Origin of the sequence: Pantoea sp. LMR881 (assembly GCF_027157825.1) — a bacterium.
In the GTDB taxonomy this organism is placed as follows: Bacteria; Pseudomonadota; Gammaproteobacteria; order Enterobacterales; family Enterobacteriaceae; genus Pantoea; species Pantoea haifensis.
Genome location: NZ_JAPVOK010000001.1, coordinates 64,465 through 81,370, shown reverse-complemented (window position 1 = coordinate 81,370; position 16,906 = coordinate 64,465). Strand labels below are relative to the sequence as shown.

11 protein-coding genes and 6 pseudogenes are annotated in these 16,906 nt (G+C 48.0%); 8 read left to right on the top strand and 9 right to left on the bottom strand.

The annotated features are described in order from the left end of the window. Positions 1-552 precede the first annotated feature (552 nt). The 3 genes and pseudogenes from O3W44_RS00575 to O3W44_RS00565 all read left to right on the top strand — a co-directional run bounded on the left by O3W44_RS00575 (position 553) and on the right by O3W44_RS00565 (position 1,874). Complete coding sequence (locus tag O3W44_RS00575) at positions 553-678, top strand: hypothetical protein (RefSeq protein ID WP_269291724.1); 126 nt, start codon at positions 553-555, stop codon at positions 676-678. A 53-nt stretch (positions 679-731) separates the two neighbouring features. Then, complete coding sequence (locus tag O3W44_RS00570) at positions 732-953, top strand: hypothetical protein (RefSeq protein ID WP_269291564.1); 222 nt, start codon at positions 732-734, stop codon at positions 951-953. A 59-nt stretch (positions 954-1,012) separates the two neighbouring features. Then, positions 1,013-1,874: pseudogene (locus O3W44_RS00565) on the top strand (oxidoreductase). A gap of 201 nt (positions 1,875-2,075) precedes the next feature. Here O3W44_RS00565 and O3W44_RS00560 read toward each other — a convergent pair. The 5 genes and pseudogenes from O3W44_RS00560 to O3W44_RS00540 form a co-directional block, all read right to left on the bottom strand. After that, the gene (locus O3W44_RS00560) at positions 2,076-2,423 is read right to left on the bottom strand and encodes a hypothetical protein (protein ID WP_269291563.1); all 348 of its coding nucleotides are present in this window, start codon (positions 2,421-2,423) and stop codon (positions 2,076-2,078) included. Between the two features lie 44 nt (positions 2,424-2,467). Further along, positions 2,468-2,635, bottom strand: a complete 168-nt coding sequence (locus O3W44_RS00555; protein ID WP_269291562.1) for a hypothetical protein — start codon at positions 2,633-2,635, stop codon at positions 2,468-2,470. Positions 2,636-2,804: 169 nt separating this feature from the next. After that, positions 2,805-4,255: pseudogene (locus O3W44_RS00550) on the bottom strand (sugar porter family MFS transporter). A 162-nt stretch (positions 4,256-4,417) separates the two neighbouring features. Continuing rightward, on the bottom strand, positions 4,418-5,089 hold the full coding sequence (locus O3W44_RS00545) for a LysR substrate-binding domain-containing protein (RefSeq protein WP_269291723.1): 672 nt from the start codon (positions 5,087-5,089) through the stop codon (positions 4,418-4,420). A gap of 39 nt (positions 5,090-5,128) precedes the next feature. Continuing rightward, a pseudogene (locus O3W44_RS00540) lies at positions 5,129-5,326 on the bottom strand (helix-turn-helix domain-containing protein); the annotation flags it as partial. A 221-nt stretch (positions 5,327-5,547) separates the two neighbouring features. Between O3W44_RS00540 and O3W44_RS00535 the strand changes: the two are divergent. The 4 genes and pseudogenes from O3W44_RS00535 to O3W44_RS00520 all read left to right on the top strand — a co-directional run bounded on the left by O3W44_RS00535 (position 5,548) and on the right by O3W44_RS00520 (position 9,510). Then, a pseudogene (locus O3W44_RS00535) lies at positions 5,548-6,272 on the top strand (SDR family NAD(P)-dependent oxidoreductase). A gap of 64 nt (positions 6,273-6,336) precedes the next feature. Further along, a pseudogene (locus O3W44_RS00530) lies at positions 6,337-7,634 on the top strand (MFS transporter). A 12-nt stretch (positions 7,635-7,646) separates the two neighbouring features. Then, complete coding sequence (locus O3W44_RS00525; RefSeq protein WP_269291561.1) at positions 7,647-8,498, top strand: transketolase; 852 nt, start codon at positions 7,647-7,649, stop codon at positions 8,496-8,498. Continuing rightward, positions 8,491-9,510: a transketolase family protein gene (locus O3W44_RS00520; protein ID WP_442954580.1), complete on the top strand. Its 1,020-nt coding sequence runs from the start codon at positions 8,491-8,493 to the stop codon at positions 9,508-9,510. The genes O3W44_RS00525 and O3W44_RS00520 overlap by 8 nt, the downstream gene beginning before the upstream one ends. Positions 9,511-10,139: 629 nt before the next feature. On the opposite strand, the gene O3W44_RS00515 is transcribed toward O3W44_RS00520, so the two are convergent. The 3 genes and pseudogenes from O3W44_RS00515 to O3W44_RS00505 all read right to left on the bottom strand — a co-directional run bounded on the left by O3W44_RS00515 (position 10,140) and on the right by O3W44_RS00505 (position 14,876). Beyond that, positions 10,140-11,111: a ParB family protein gene (locus O3W44_RS00515; protein ID WP_269291560.1), complete on the bottom strand. Its 972-nt coding sequence runs from the start codon at positions 11,109-11,111 to the stop codon at positions 10,140-10,142. Between the two features lie 7 nt (positions 11,112-11,118). Next, a pseudogene (locus tag O3W44_RS00510) lies at positions 11,119-12,317 on the bottom strand (AAA family ATPase). Positions 12,318-13,946: 1,629 nt separating this feature from the next. Continuing rightward, positions 13,947-14,876, bottom strand: a complete 930-nt coding sequence (locus O3W44_RS00505; RefSeq protein ID WP_269291559.1) for a RepB family plasmid replication initiator protein — start codon at positions 14,874-14,876, stop codon at positions 13,947-13,949. A gap of 443 nt (positions 14,877-15,319) precedes the next feature. Between O3W44_RS00505 and O3W44_RS00500 the strand changes: the two genes are divergently transcribed. Next, complete coding sequence (locus O3W44_RS00500; protein WP_442954579.1) at positions 15,320-16,687, top strand: aldehyde dehydrogenase family protein; 1,368 nt, start codon at positions 15,320-15,322, stop codon at positions 16,685-16,687. On the opposite strand, the gene O3W44_RS24830 is transcribed toward O3W44_RS00500, so the two are convergent. After that, positions 16,688-16,900 carry a hypothetical protein gene (locus O3W44_RS24830; RefSeq protein ID WP_442954578.1) on the bottom strand — a complete coding sequence of 71 codons (213 nt, stop codon included), beginning with the start codon at positions 16,898-16,900 and terminating at the stop codon, positions 16,688-16,690. Positions 16,901-16,906: the final 6 nt, after the last annotated feature.

Here is a 16,906-nt window from a genome sequence, read left to right as displayed (position 1 = left end):
AATTAATTATATAACGATAAGGCTGATTATTAGAAGCGCAGCCGCGATTTTGCACAAAATAGCCAGGCCCGAATCAATTACTCTTTTTTCACTTCCGACTAACATTCCTTTGTGCAGTGGTGATAACTCATCAGGAAATAATTTCTGGCCTTTACCAGAGACTTTTAGGGGTGATGACATCGCCTGGTTAACGCTGTGAATAGTGGAAGCTGCCTCAGAAAAAACAGGCATCAACCGGATCGGCTAAAACGCTGGCCGCTTTTCTCAGTGCTATCGGCAGGCTCATTCAGGAACGTGCCGCCCAGGAAAAACGGTTAAAAGAAACCACAACGCGCATTTTTACATTTCGCCGGTTAAAGCCCTTGCCGCTGATGTACGGCGCAATTTAACGCTCCCGCTGGCAGGCGTTTATGCTGAGCGACAGGCACTGGGTGAACCCAATATTATGCTTAATGTCGGGGTGCGCTCTGGCGATACTTCGTCAGCGGATCGCGCCAGATTAGTGCATCATCCCCCGATAATTTGATCACTACGCCAGAATCACTGTTTTTGATGCTGACCTCAAAAGCCCGAGAAACATTATCTGGCGTTACCATAATTATTATTGATGAAGTGCATGCGGTGGCAGGTTCAAAGCGCGGATCGCAACTGGCTGTCAGCCTGAAACGTTTAGATTGATTGCTGCCCTCCCCGGCGCAACGTATTGGCCTCTCCGCCCCATCGAACATATCGTGCGCTATCTCGGCGGCACGCAGGAAACCTGGATTGTTAATCCCACGTCAGCACGCACACTGAAGATACAACTCATTGTGCCGGTTGAAGATATGACGGACATTGCGGGCAGTACTATTGACACAGCGGCAGCCGGTTCAATTTGGCCCTCAATTGAGAGCACGATTTTAGAAAAGGTGATGCAACACCGGTCAACGCTGTTTTCAATTTTCTGGTGCTGACAAAAAATTGTCGCCAGTCTGAAGATACACTCAAAAGAGACCCCCTACTGGAGATTGCCATGTTTCGACCCACTCTGACTTACCGCCTCGGCGATCGTGACGTTAATCGTTTAGGTTATGGTGCCATGCAGCTTGCCGGTCCCGGCGTGTTTGGCCCGGTGAAAGATGAAACGCGAGCAGCAGAAGTGCTACGCAATGCCGTTGCCGCTGGCGTTAATCATATCGATACCAGTGATTTTTATGGTCCTCATGAAACCAATAAGCTGATCAAAAAGGTGCTGCATCCCTATCCCGACGATCTCTGTATTGTGACTAAAGTTGGTGCACAGCGTGATGCAAAAGGCGGATGGCTACCCGCTTTCACACCCGAGGCAATTACCCGCGCAGTGGAAGACAATTTGCGACATCTTGGGCTTGAAAGTATGGACGTCGTCAATCTCCGTAGCATGCTTGACGTCAATCAGCCCAAGGAAGGTTCGCTTGAACCGCAGCTTGAGGCGCTAACAGAGCTAAAAAATCGTGGTTTGATTCGGCACATCGGACTGAGCAATATCACCGCAAAGCAGATCGCTGATGCACAAAAAATAACGCCGGTGGTGTGCGTACAGAATATGTATAACCTGGCGCATCGTCGCGACGATGCGCTAATTGATACGCTGGCGCAGCAGGGTATCGCCTATGTGCCCTTCTTTCCGTTAGGGGTTTTCACCCTTGCAGTCATCGCAGCTTGAACAGGTTGCCGCCTATGTCAATGCCACCACTATGCAGGTTGCGCTGGCCTGGCTGTTGCGTCGCTCACCTAATATCTTGCTGATCCCCGGTACCTCTTCACCCCAACATTTACAGGAAAATCTGGCAAGTAAGGACCTCGATTTACCCGCCGAGGCGATGGTAAAACTGAATGAAATGGGGAAACAGTAAAGTCAGCACGTTGAAGATCTGACCTGTATCCTGAAAACAGATCAGATGCAGGCCTGCTCAGTTGTCGGGGCCATTGTTTCGCGCAACACAGATTCATCAAACCCTGTTTGGTTTGCCACAGATAAGAGGGCATCACTCTATGCTTCGCATGCCCTTGCTGTGGCCTGACATTTGATCTCTTCCATGAGATGTTGCGAAAGCTTAGCGCACCGACTCCTCATCGTTGTCGTTTAGCTCATGCAGCTGAATTTGACGCGAAGGTGCGGACTCAAGCTGATCGCCATATTCGTCGCTAACGTCCGGTAAGCTGGTGAACTGACCATCCACAAACAAAAAGCTTAAATGCTGTCCGACATCACGCAACACCTCTTCAGCCGATTCAGCCTGGTCGCCGTGTTCGTCGTTACCGTCCAGTTGCCAGGTAAAGCTCTCCCCTTCCTGAGTCACGCTGCCAATATCCACAAGGTGACCATCAATATTCTGGATCAGCAAACGTGACTGACAACAGAACAGCATATAAGGCATTAAATCACGGTTAGTTTCTGACATTTTTCCTCCTGATACCCTGTTATAGCCTGCACTGGACACATCTGTTAAAGATAGTGGCGCACGCCATAGATCGCCCAAAAGATGGCGTTTGCCGCTAAATAAGCCCAGCAGCCCCAATAGGCTACGGGTTCACGCTGTGTTCTCAGTTTGGGCAGAAAGGCCATCAAATAACCAGCTGATGCAATAAGCGAAACGAAATAGAAAAATTTCATCAAATTCTCCTGAATAAATATCCTTAACTCTCCTAAGAATAGACAGGCTTTTAAACTCTCGCCCAGGAAATGTGCGAGCTTAAATCAATCGTTACGCTTTCATTTACAAGATGTTTCTGTCTCAGGTAACCGGCAGACTGAAACGCTTTTCCTCAGTCTGCCGGGTTAATCAGTAAGCGTTTGCCGCTTCACTGTTCTTACCAAATTTATCTTTCATATGCGCTTCGATCTCTTCGAGACTTTTGCCACGGGTTTCAGGCAGCATCATGGCTACGAAAATCAGCGAACCTATATTGATAACAGCAAAAATAAAGAAGGTGGTACTGCCGGCATACGCCATCACTGGCGGGAAACCAAATGCCACAACGGCATTAAAGATCCACTGTAGCGAAACAGCGGCACCGGTCAGCACCCCGCGAAGCTGCATCGGGAACAATTCAGACATAAGCAACCAGTAAACCGGTGCAATGAACATCTGCATAAAGAACAGGAAGAGGAGTATGCAGGCCAGTGCCAGATAGCTTTGTGTCAGATCCGACGGCATAAAAGTGAGCACCGCGCCTAACGAAACCTGAGCAGCAATGACAAAACTCAAACCAGTCATCAACATCTTACGGCGTGCAAAGCGGCTCACGGCCCAAATGCCTGCGATCGAAGCCAGCACTGAGACGACGCCGTTGCCTATGGTTGCTGCAATTGAGGCGCTGGTTCCCATACCGGTTGATTTCAATATGATCGGCGTGTAGTACATAAAACCGTTTACACCGGTAAACTGAATGACGAAGCCTAATCCCGCGCCAATCACCATGAGCCGTAAAACCCATTTTTCCCGGATGAGTGTCATCGCACCCGGCCCACGTTCAGCTGCTTTGGCCTGTTTCTTCATTTCTGCCATCTCATGGCGAACTTCGCGAGGTGTTTCGCGCAGATATTTAAGGATCTTTTTTGCCTCTTTTAACCGCCCTTCTGCCACTAACCAGTGCGGTGAGGCTGGCACAAAAAATGTGCCAATAAACAGTAACAAGCCAGGAACCATGGCGATGGCCAACATATAACGCCAGAGATGTTCATCGTGCAATAAATAGCTGAGCAAGGTACTCGCCACATAAGCTATCAGCTGACCAGTCACGATCATCAGTTCGTTACGGCTGACCAGTGGCGCACGTAATCTGGGTCCGGCAATCTCAGCGATAAATACCGGTACTGTCGACGAGCCGCCCCCGACAGCAATGCCCAACAGAAAGCGCATCGCTACCATAACGGGTACGTCAGGCGCTAATGCGGTGCCAAGCGACCCCAGAACAAACAATACCGCCAGGCTGCGCAACGTGACACGCCGTCCAAAGCGGTCTGAAAAAAACCACTCAAAAATGAACCAATCGCGGCGCCAAACACCAGTGAAGAGGCAACCAGCCCTTCCGTAAAGGCGTTAAGACCCAGACCACCCTGATCGGGAGGAGAGGTCATATAGGGTAACGCGCCTGAAATAATCCCGGTATCGTAACCAAAAGCCAGCGCCCCCATAGTGGCAACCAACACCACTAAAAAAATGCGCTGACGCACAGTATCAGCCGGGGTAGAGCCACCCGATTCGGCAGAATTTGACATATTGGCGCTCATAATAGCCCTGTAATCAAAAGGTTAAACATTTGTATGATTAAATTTCATACACAATGAAAGTGAAACATTTTTACCGCTTGGGTAAAGAAGTGTAGACGGGATTTAAAAAAGAGGGGGAACTGTGAATAACAACGCAGGTTACCGGGCAGGAGACGCAAGCGTCTATTTTGTTTTTATTGTCTCAAGCTCATCATTGATCCATTTTAAAAAATGACTGACACGCGGAAACTGCGCAAATCCTCGCGGATAAACCAGATGATGTGCGCTAACCGGCAGGCTGAAATCAGCAGAGAATACGTTGACCAGTTTGCCGCTGCGTAAATACTCCTCAGCAAGCAATTCACTTTCAAAAATAATACCGTGCCCTAACATCGCTGCCTCAAGGCTCATATATGAGCGATCGAAACGGAATAGCCAGTCTTTGTCAGGCTGTGGCAATTGCTGTGCGGCGAACCACTGAGGCCACTGTAGAAGTGGAGACTCAGAAAGTATAAGCGCGTGTTGTTTTAATTCTTCAGGCTTATTAACAGGATATTTAGCTAAATAGGCAGGCGCAGCTAACACTGACATTTTTTCATGTCGAATCGTTTTTATTTCAAATGACTTCCAGTCAGGAAAACCATGCCGCACAGCAATATCAATATTGTCCCGGCTGAACGATAAATTTTCGTAAGAACATGACAATGTAAGCTGAAACTCTGGATATTTTTCACGGAATTTATGAACCCGTGGCAGCAACCACAATAAACCAAAGCTCGGTGCGCAGTGGATACGCAATGCACTGCGGGCCTTTTCATCGCTGATATTCGCGGTGGCCTGCGCCAGTCCTAACATTAATGGACTGATTTCATTAAGATAATGTTCACCTGCCAGCGTTAAGGTTACGCCCTTAGCAGAACGATTGAACAGAATGCAACCGAGCTGCTTTTCCAGCTTTGCTAACTGATGACTGGCCGCTGAAGGGGTAATATTTAGCTCTTCTGCAGCCCGCGCCACATTATTGAAATGCGCAACTTCTTCAAAAACTCTAATCGCTTTTAATGACGGAAGATGATCGGGGTGCTTATTCATAACCTCTCCGTTGAATGGATTTTGTGATCTGTGCCCGTTTCATTCATGCAAATTTGTTAACTGCATCAAATCAACAAATTCGTTCAGCATCAAATGAATTTTTTTGCATTGCCAATTTTACCCGTTTTACCAATTCTGATTTGGACCCTGCCGGTAGAGATACCGAACCACTAAAAATATTATTCTGGAGTGGACCATGTTACTAAAAAAATAAAGTTGCCATTATTACAGGTGCAGCCTCACAACGCGGAATCGGACGTGCAACGGCGAGCTGTTTCGCTCAGCAAGGTGCCAGAGTGGTGGTGCTGGATTTAGATGAACAGGCAGCTCAGCGCACGGCGCAGCAGTTAGGAGAAGAACATCTGGGCCTGGCGGTTAACGTTACCGATCCTGAAGCTATTCATCGCGCGGTTAGCAGGGTGATTAGCGAAATGGGACGTATTGATGTGTTAGTTAACAATGCAGGTATTACCCAACCGGTGAAGACACTGGAAATAGGCATTGAAGATTACAACCGGATTTTAGACGTTAATTTGCGCGGCACATTATTGATGTCGCAAGCTGTTATCCCAACCATGCAGCAGCAAGGCGGCGGCAGTATTATCTGTTTGTCATCCGTGTCTGCTCAACGTGGCGGCGGCATCTTTGGGGGCCCCATTACAGCGCGGCCAAAGCGGGCGTGCTCGGGCTGGCGAAAGCCATGGCGCGGGAATTTGGCCCCGATCAAATACGCGTCAACGCTATTACGCCAGGTTTAATCCACACCGATATTACCGGCGGCCTGATGCAGGATGAGCGACGTCACGCCATTATCGATGGCATTCCTCTGGGACGTTTAGGCGCAGCGGAAGATGTCGCTAACGCTGCACTGTTTCTTGCCAGCGATCTCTCCGGTTATCTGACAGGCATCACGCTGGATGTGAATGGCGGCATGCTGATCCACTGATCAGGTTATCTTCCTTACCCGCGCCTGCCTGGCAGGTAACGGGCTCACTCCGGGAGTGAATGTCATGACAACGCTTAATCTCAGTGCGGCTTCTGCTGCGCGCGATATTGCTTACCGCAAAATCGCCTGGCGTTTGATGCCGTTTTTAATGCTCTGCTATCTCTGTGCTTACCTTGATCGCGTAAATGTGGGGTTTGCTAAGTTACAAATGATGGATGATTTGGCGCTTAGCGAAACCGTTTATGGTCTTGGCGCAGGCATTTTCTTTATCGGCTATTTCTTTTTTGAAGTACCCAGCAATTTGATCCTGCATCGCGTTGGTGCCCGGCGCTGGATCGCTCGTATCATGATTACCTGGGGCATTATTTCCGGACTGTTTGCTTTTGTCGAAACAGCCTGGCAATTCTACCTGCTGCGTTTTTTACTTGGCGTCGCCGAAGCCGGTCTTGCACCCGGTTTACTGCTCTATCTCACTTACTGGTTTCCTTCACACCGGCGCGCGCGTATGACCGTACTCTGGTTTGTCGCTATTCCGCTTTCGGGTATGTTGGGTGGGCCGCTTTCTGGCTGGATCATGGAATCATTTGCCGGTTTTCATGGCTGGGCAGGTTGGCAATGGATGTTTGTACTGGAAGCCATTCCAACCGTGTTAATGGGCTTTGTTGTACTGACAGTGCTAAAAGATCGCGTCGAGCAGGCCCCTGGCTGGATGAAAATGAAAAGCGTATGGTTCGCGCCGATCTGGAGGAGGACAATCAACACAAAGCCTGTCATGGCACGATAAAGGCGTTTGTTGCCGACAGACGTCTTTGGCTCCTGGCACTCATCTACTTTTGTGTGGTGATGGGACAATATGCGCTGACCTTCTGGCTACCAACGCTAATCAGAAATTCAGGCATCCGCGAGCCGCTGCACATTGGGTTACTGACCAGCCTTCCCTATCTTTGCGCCATTATTTTTATGCTTATCGCAGGCCGCAGTGGCGACCGCCACCAGGAACGACGCTGGCACCTGATTATTCCCATGCTTGTCGGCATGGCGGGCTTGTCCCTGGCAACCTCACTCGGACACAGCGTGGCGGTTTCGCTCTTTTTCCTCTGCCTTGCGGCAGCTGGGATCCTTTCTGCTTCGTCACTCTTTTGGATGCTGCCCACCAATTTGCTTGGGGGTGTTTCTGCCGCTGCGGGTATTGCCGCCGTGAACTGTATAGCCAACCTGGCGGGGTTTTTTTCGCCCTGGCTCATCGGCTCGATCACCACCACTACCGGCTCGCCTGCTTCTGGCATGTATTTTATCGCTGCGGTGCTGCTGCTTGGTGCGCTTTGCGTACTCCGAATCCGCGCATCCGATGTTAATCGTTAATCAGGAGGTAAGATGAACGCCGTTCCTCAACTGTCGTCTGCGCTGTCGCTACATCAGCGAGCGACTCGTATCCGCCGCCATGCTTTATTAATGGGCCAGGTTCAGGGCCAGGGCTATATCGGGCAGGCTTTAGGTGCTGCCGATTTGCTGGCTGTCAGCTATTTTCATGCGCTTAATTACCGACATGATGATCCTGAGTGGGAAGGCCGCGATCGCTTTTACCTTTCGATTGGGCATTATGCTATCGCCCTTTATGCCGCTCTGCTGGAAGCCGGCATTATTCCTGAAGCCGAGCGCGAAACCTACGGCACAGATGAAAGCCGCCTGCCGATGTCTGGCATGGCGGCATATACACCAGGCATGGAGATCACTGGCGGTTCACTTGGCCATGGCTTAGGCATTGCTATCGGTGCCTGTCTTGGATTGAAACGCAAATCCTCAAAATCATTTGTTTATAACCTGCTCTCTGATGGTGAACTCAATGAGGGTTCCACCTGGGAAGCCGTGATGTCTGCGTCACACTGGCAACTGGATAACCTCATCGCCATCATTGATGTCAATAATCAACAGGCCGATGGACACAGTTCCGATATTCTGGCTTTCGAACCGATCGTTGATCGCTGGCAGGCATTTGGCTGGTACACCCAGCGCGTTAACGGCAATGACATCGCGGCCCTGACCGAGGCTTTTGATGCAGCACGTTCCTGGTCAAAGCCTCAGCCGCGCGTCATCATTTGCGACACCAAAATGGGTAAAGGTGTGCCTTTCCTCGAGCGTCGTGAAAAAACACATTTTATTCGCGTCGATGCCAACGAATGGGATCAGGCGCTCAGCGCACTGGAACAAGGAAATTCACATGAGTGAAAATTTGACGCAGACCGTGAAAAAACGCCTGACCACCTCAGCAATGATTGCCTCTATTGCCGCAGAAGGTCAGCCCACACAAGCTGCCCCCTTTGGTCATGCGTTAGTTGAGCTGGCCCGACAGCGTGACGATATCGTCGGCATGACCGCCGACCTGAGCAAATATACTGATCTGCATTTGTTTGCCGAGGCATTCCCGGAACGGTTTTTTCAGATGGGTATGGCAGAGCAACTTCTTATGAGCGCCGCCGCTGGCATGGCCCGTGAAGGTTTTACACCTTTTGTGACGACTTACGCCGTTTTCGCTTCACGTCGGGCTTATGACTTTATCTGCATGGCAATTGCTGAAGAAAATCTCAATGTGAAAATAGCCTGTGCCCTGCCAGGCCTGACCACGGGATATGGTCCAAGCCATCAGGCTACCGACGATATTGCTATTTTTCGTGGTATGCCCAATTTAATGATTATCGATCCTTGCGACGCACTGGAAATCAGTCAGGTTGTACCGGCTATGGCTGAACATAAAGGCCCGGTCTATATGCGTCTGCTACGGGGCAAAGTTCCTCTGGTGCTCGATAAGTATGGTTATCGCTATCGGCATGGCAAAGCGCAGCGCCTGCGCGCGGGTAAACACGCGATCATTATCAGTAGCGGCTTAATGACAATGCGTGCGCTAGAGGCGGCTGAAGCTCTGGAAAAACAGGGCATAGAAGTAGGCGTGGTTCATTCACCGGTTATCAAGCCGCTGGATGAACAAACTATCTTACAGGAAGCAGGTGAAGCGGTAGATCATCAGCGATTAGTTATTACCGCAGAAAATCACTCAATCACGGGTGGCTTAGGCGAAGCGGTAGCAGCAACCTTAATGCGCCACGGCGTAACACCCCGCTTTCAGCAAATCGCACTGCCCGATGCTTTTTTGGCCGCTGGCGCTCTGCCGACGCTCCATGACCGTTATGGAATCTCAACAGAAGCGATGGTGAAACAAATCAAGGTGTGGCTTCAGGCATAAAGTATCAAAACTGAGAAGCTTAAAAAAATCAGCAGGGGCCGCTTTCAATGCAGCGGCCCCTCTTTCATTGAGTTCTGTCATTATGTTTCGGCTGCTACGGATTTTTGCGAGAAGTTATCCACTTTTTCTGTGGATAACTCAGGGATAGTCTCTGCGTATCTTTAATGATGTGAATTTGCGCGTCATTTGTGACCACGTTTGTTTTTCTTCTTTAACCTGAATTCATTTCACTCCAACAGCGGTCCTTATGGCGATTTCAGGCTGAAATCCTTTTATTTCAAAAGGTTAAATTTTTAGTTTTCGGTGGTTTTGCTCAATTTCAGAAAAGATAACTAAAGATGGCATCCTGAAATAAAAACGCGGCTTTTGCGAATGAAATTTACCCTAAAATTTTGGCGAAAAAACCGCGTTCAATAAAATATAAACACATAAAAAACATTCACTTAAATAAGAAAACAGATGTATTTCTTTGGCGATTTCAGCCTGAAATTTCAGCGAAACAGGCTATTCGTTCTGTCAATATCGACTCTGGAGGCAATGTTGATACGACTTCTACGAAAAAAAACTCAGGGCATAAAAAAAGCCCGAATGCGGAAGCTCACGGGCTGGGATATTTCTAATCTTTGCTTTTAGCGATCTAAATGCTTACGTAGCGTTTCCGCAATAACCTTGTCTAACTCTTCCTGCAACTCTTTTGACTGACGGTTAAATTCATAAGTAAACATACGTCCGCGCGTTTTTTTACGTGCAAAACGGTCTTTGTCAGCAAAAGTCCACAAGCTGGTTGAAAGGGTTTTCTCTTTCTCCGGCTCCTGAATAAGGGTTTGACTGCCGTTACGGACTAAACGCAGAATACCATTCTTCAGTTCATCTTCCGCTAAACCTTCTCGTGCACAGAGAACCTCAACTTCCTTTGCGATAGCATCGATAAGCCTGTCAACAGCCTTACCGGTTTCCTGCAGTTTTTCGGCTGCCTGAAGCAACGCTTTGTAATCCGGATAGGTGAGTTCAGCGTGATTAGGAAAGAGCGTGATTAACTCAGCGGGTACACTTGCGGCCTGAAGTGCTCTCGTCACTTTAGCCTGGGATAGCCCTTGATTTTCAGCAATCTCTTTTTGTGAAAGGCCGCCGTTTTTTAACGCCAGTAAACGCATCCCTACTTCACGTAAGTTATGTTCACGTGCTGTTTGTATATCCTGAGCCAGTTTGCGTGCTTCTTCAGCAGTAATGACAGCATCGGTAACAAGAACATCCAGGCCAGTCTGACAGTAGATCGCCGCCGCACGGCGTCGGGAACCATCCAGGATTTCAATTTTATCGCCTTGCATGACACCAATGGCCGGAAAAAACTGCTGTAGTTTTATGGTTCGGATAATATCCCGCAATGAATCAGGCGTTAAACCCGCCTGATCGCGCCCATTGGTTTCCATCACGACAAACGTTTTGTCTTCTACTTTGTTTGCCGGTATACGCTCTGCACGGAACAGGGCGCGTTTGCCCGTTGCAAGGACAAAAGTTTGCGAATAGGTTTCTGCAGTATCTTCTGTTTTCAAAGGCGTCTGGCTGAAGGTTCTGCCAATCGTTATTCTTTTCGCGCTCATAATAACCTCAGTTCAGACGAATAAATTCAATACGGTCAAATACCGCTTTAGCAAAATCCTCAGCGGCTGAGCGCGCATTTTTAATGCTTCGCTGCTGCCTACGTAAGTTGAAGGATTAGCCGAAATGACAGTATCGAAAGACTCTCCACACCGTTCAAAGCCATCAAGGCGCGGCAGGGCAGCATCTAACATATCGCCGCCAAAAATTTCTTTAGCAAGACTATGACAGAGTTTGTGATCGGCCTTATTTGACAGCTTAGACATAAAGCCAATGTTGCCCTGCAAGCGACAGGTCGCACCCGATTCTTCGATAATACCGACGAGTTCAGGCAGGCGTGTTAAATACTTCAGCGTAGAGTGGAAATCAACCTGAGCCGGTGGAACGGGGGTCATCAGTAAATCAGAGGCAGCGATCGCGTTTTTCAGAAAAGCGTCGAGATGCGGACCACTATCAATGAAAATAAAATCGTAGTCCTTTTTGAGCTTTGAAATCACATTGTCGTACAACACAGAGTGCACGTTTTGTCCCGGCAGATGTTCTGCACAAAGTTCGTCCCAGCGGGAAGCAATAAAGGCATCATCAATTGAAGCCGGCAGCACATCGACACCGGGAATAATTGAAGGAACAATAAATTCTTGTATCAGCTCATCCCGACTGACATTTTGAAGCATCGCCTGTGCTGCGGTAGCCTCAACCAAGCCGACAGAGCGTTCATGATTCAGAAACATTGTGGCTGAAGATTGCGGGTCAAGATCGATAACCAAAATACGCAAGTCTTCAAAAAGTAGATGAGGATGGGCGCGCAAAGCGTGCGCTAAAGAGACTGTCGAAACGGTTTTAGAAACACCGCCTTTAAGGTTTCCTACAAACAACGTGTAGGCCTCAGGATGACGGTCGCGATATTTTGCTACGCCACGGTGGTGATAAATATCAATAATATTTTCAATCGACATTGCATACTTAACGGAAGAACCCGCTGCACGTTTATCAAACTGATAGCCGTTTTCCTCCATCTCGTTCACTGCATAATCTACACTGGCGCGTGTTAGCTTTGGTAGCTTTGCGAGGGCTGCTTTTGCATAAACCTGATAATAGGTGTTTTCGTGCAATTCCTGTTTTTGCGCCTGAATTTGTTCAGTGAGGCTTAAAAGCATACGCTCTGAACGCTGAGCAACTTTCATTACCTGTTTATCGTCGTTAGCCATTCCTGCTCCACACATGTAGGATTTGTGACTTTATACCGAAATCCTGCATATGAGGCAATTAATTATCTGATCACCTAAAGAATCTGCATCAAGGTAATCTCTTTTAAACAGGGCTGTTACACACCACAACTGAACAGCGTGAACCTTTGTACAGATTCTGCTCTGTCAGCCTGTTGCGTTGACTGTAATCAGTAGTGCGAACCTTTCCTGTTTACTGTGAGCAGCCATAACTCCGCACTTAACTTTATCGGTCATGCTGTAAATCGCTCATTTCTGGTTAAATAGCCCCAAAGATTCACTGTCAGCAGTCTCCTTTTCAGCGTCTCTCTTCTAAAACATTCACTGTAATCAGTACAGCTTTAGCAGTCACTGCACACGCTTCAAACGTTCACTGTAATCAGCAAGGCTCCTGTTACGACTCATCATCAGAAAGAGATTCACTGTAATCAGTAAATGATCATTGCCTGATGGCTGTATGAACGGAGCGGGTGTAAGTATTCACTGTAATCAGCACATCATGCGGGTTTTTGTATTTTTGCCCAATCGATAAGGAAGTGACTCTTCGCTATGGAGTGCAACAGCGAGAACGGCGGGCTAAAGAAACAGAGGAGCATACGATCAGCGAAGAAGATTCACGGATAAGATTCACTGTAATCAGTAAGGCGCGTCGGCCAAGGAATAAGATTCACTGTAATCAGTACAAACGTCATCGGCAGGGAGAACATTCACTATAGTCAGTAATCAGTAGCCAGTAGCCAGTCAGCACAGTAAACCCGACGTATTTATCTCATCAGCAACATTCCTTCGGACTCAATGCTGCATAAAACAGAAGGTTCACTGTAATCAGTAAGCGTTACGTTGCCGGACATCACCAGAATGAACGACGTTGAAAAGGTTGTTGAGTGTTAACGTTCACTGTAATCAGCAATGTTAAGAGGTAAGATCCGAAGGGAAGGGCAGTCTACGAGGCCCGCTAAAGGTAAACAGCCTTATCGGGTTTATCAGAACAGTCAATTAGCATTCACTGTAATCAGCAGAAGGTGAGAGCCGTATCTCAAGGTTGATACAAAGTTCGTCTCTTAATATTGACTATAATCAGCAAGTTGTAAAAATACATTCACTGTAATCAGTAAACCTACTTCAGCCATTCACTGTGATCTGTAACGCGCCAAAATCCTGCCACCGTTTTCATTCTGAACGAATACACTCTCACTCTGTTTTCTTAATCACCTGATGTAATGGCTTCTATTTCATTAAAATTCAAAAGGTTAAATTCTACCATTCACTATAATCAGCTATTAATACAAATGTAAGTGTTCACTATAATCAGATACGCGCACAGCTTGCAAAACGGGCTTCGGCGTTCACTGTAATCAGTGATGAAGGAGTCGACAGGATGTTACAACCTGAGCTTGTATGAAAAGTAAGTGCTCACTATCAATACAAAGGTTGTTTAGGGGTTTTATCATGGCAGGGAAAGCAAAGGAAAAAGCTAATGGAATATGATCTCTACTGAATACAGTGAATGTTACTGATTACAGTGAACGTCTTCCCGGAATGGCACTGTCACATTTACAGATAAAGTGACAGTGCAACGTAAAAACCGCTGATTACAGTGAACGTTGTGAGTTAATCCTCAAAATCAATCTCATCCAGCGCATCGATACTTTCCAGATTGCTGATGCCGTCAAGTTTTGGTGTCCGGCTATGAATAAGGAAAAACACTGAACGGCCACGTTTGACTTCCGAATAATCGAGATAACCAATTTCTTTTAACTGCTCCATTGCACGACGAACAACATGATTTTGCGTCGTGGTTTTAGAGCCCAGGTTCAGGCGCATACGCAAGCGGGCAAGAGAGATTGGAGCAGGGTTCGTGGGCAGGCTTTCAAGGAAGGTATAGAGCGCCTGAGCGGATTCTTTACGCTTAAGCCGCGATATAGCCCTGAGCTGGAGTAAGACTTTATGGTCGAAATTGTACAACTCAAATAATTTTGGATCAGCCTGGATTCTGACAATATCTTTTTCACGATCGTAATAAGCAGACTGTACCAGATGCGTGTGATAGGCCTTGCCATTGCCTTCAAACGATAGCGTATTGGTTGCTATGCGTCGTAAAGAGGCATCCAGACGCTTACGCAGCGCCGCTGAAGAGTTTGCCGAGGGGATCCCACACATCTTCACGAAATCAATGAAAGGTAACGTAACGGTATCGCCCTTGGTTGGGTAGCGTGAAAAAGACTGAATGATGCCAGCCCAGGTTTTGAAATCGTTATCCATATCCAGTCGTGCACCGGTAATGGTAATCTTTTCATAACCTTCGGCTTTCACCAGCGACAGATTTTTCAATTCTTTTGTTGCGTCGGTAGATGCCATCGCTCCCGATTTGCCGCGTGCAGTCGATTTTAGCGTTGGAACAAACAGTCCTAATCGCATTAATGCTACGGGTTGGACGGTATTATTCTTGTTGGGATGAAGCTGAATAACTTCACCACTGTTTTTGGTCACCGACAGAAAAGGTTCAAGTAACGCTTTGTTTTCACTCTCTTTATCTGCCATAGCATGAGATCTTCATTCTGTGGATGAAAGGGATCGTTCTCTGATTACAGTGAACATTAGCACTGATTATAGTGAACATTCTACTGTGTACAGTGAATAAAGTACTGATTACAGTAAACACTTTACTGATTACAGTGAACATGAACACCCTCTCAGCCCTTGACTGGTGCGGCCTGCGGCGATCGGGGATCTCTTTGGATCTATAGAGGATCTCTTTATGATCGTTATATTGGATCTGTTCACTGTATAAGTGGATAAAATGACATAACTGCTTATTTATCGTCAGTGCCTGCTGGAAAAACTGAGCGCGTTATGCTGTACCAACCTGATCTTTAGTCTTTCTTAATTCGTAAACAACTTAATCTTTATTATTCATTTTTCATCACAAACTACAGGGCGTATGGTGAGTCATATCATTTACTCATCCTGTAACGAGGTCTCTGATGAATTTTGCTATTTCCCAAAATCCTACAACCGGTGAGATTCTGGCACGTTATCCCATGCAATCTGCCGCTGAGCTGGAGCAGGCACTGGCACTAAGCGCACAAGCCTACAGCGAATGGCGTTACAGCAGCATGGAAACCCGCGTTGCCGTGTTACGTCAGCTGGGTGAACAGCTCCGTCAGCGTGAAGCAGAGCTGTCGCGCATGATTACGCTGGAAATGGGCAAGCCCATTGCTCAGGCGCGGGGAGAAATTCTTAAATGCGCAAACCTGTGTGACTGGTACGCAGAAAATGGCCCAGCAATGCTGGCCGATCAACCGACTCAAATTCCCGAAGCATGGCAGACATTTCGTCCCGTTGGCGTGATCCTCGCCGTCATGCCGTGGAACTTCCCATTTTGGCAGGTTCTGCGCGGCGCTGTGAGTATGTTGCTGGCAGGGAATACCTACTTGCTAAAACATGCACCAAACGTCATGGGGTGCGCCACACTGATGACAGAGCTATTTGATGCAACCGATCTTCCAAAAGGGGGATTCAATCTTATCAATGTCGATAATGCTGGTGTGTCAACAGCGATTAAAGATAATCGGGTAGCTGCTGTTGCAGTGACAGGGAGCGTACGTGCGGGTGCAGCCATCGCATCACAAGCGGGTGCAGCCCTGAAGAAAACCGTACTTGAACTGGGCGGCTCAGATCCTTTTATCGTTCTCGCCGATGCAGATTTGGACGAAGCCGTAAAATCAGCAGTAATTGGCCGTTTTCAAAACACCGGGCAAGTCTGTATGGCGGCTAAGCGTTTTATCGTTGAAGAATCCATTGCTGAAGCGTTTGAGTCTCGTTTTACCGCTGCTGTCAAAGCACTGACAATGGGCGATCCTTCAGATGAAAATACCTTTTTGGGACCGATGGCGCGCACTGATTTACGTGATGAGCTGGACGAACAAGTTAAATCCACACTTCGTGAAGGTGCACGTTTGGTTCTGGGTGGCGAAAAGCTGGCAGGGCAGGGGAACTATTATGCTCCCACTATTTTATCCGACGTCACAACAGAAATGACCGCCTTTAAACAGGAGCTTTTCGGCCCGGTCGCTGCAATTGCCGTGGCGCGAAATCCTGAACACGCTCTGGCGATTGCCAACCACAGTGAGTTTGGACTTAGCGCAACGGTCTGGACCCGCGATAACGCTATCGCCGAGCGGATGAGTGAGCAGCTTGAAGTGGGCGCCGTGTTTATCAATGGTAACGGCGCCTCTGACCCGCGCGTGACAATCGGCGGAGTTAAGAAAAGTGGCTACGGTCGTGAATTATCCCATTTCGGCGTTCACGAATTCTGTAACGTGCAGACTGTCTGGAAGAACCGCCGTTAATTACTGAGCCGCAGGTAAATAAGCAGCAACAGACGAAACGTTATCTGCGTTAAACGGACTCAGCAATCGATCCGGCGCAAACTCGCGAAGCATATCTGAGCGCGCGCCGGTGATCAGTTCATCCGCCACTAATCTGCCTGCAAGTGGTGCCAGCGTCATGCCGCTATGGGTTGCCATCAAATAGATGCGCTGAGCGGCTGTCACATAGCCCATCGCAGG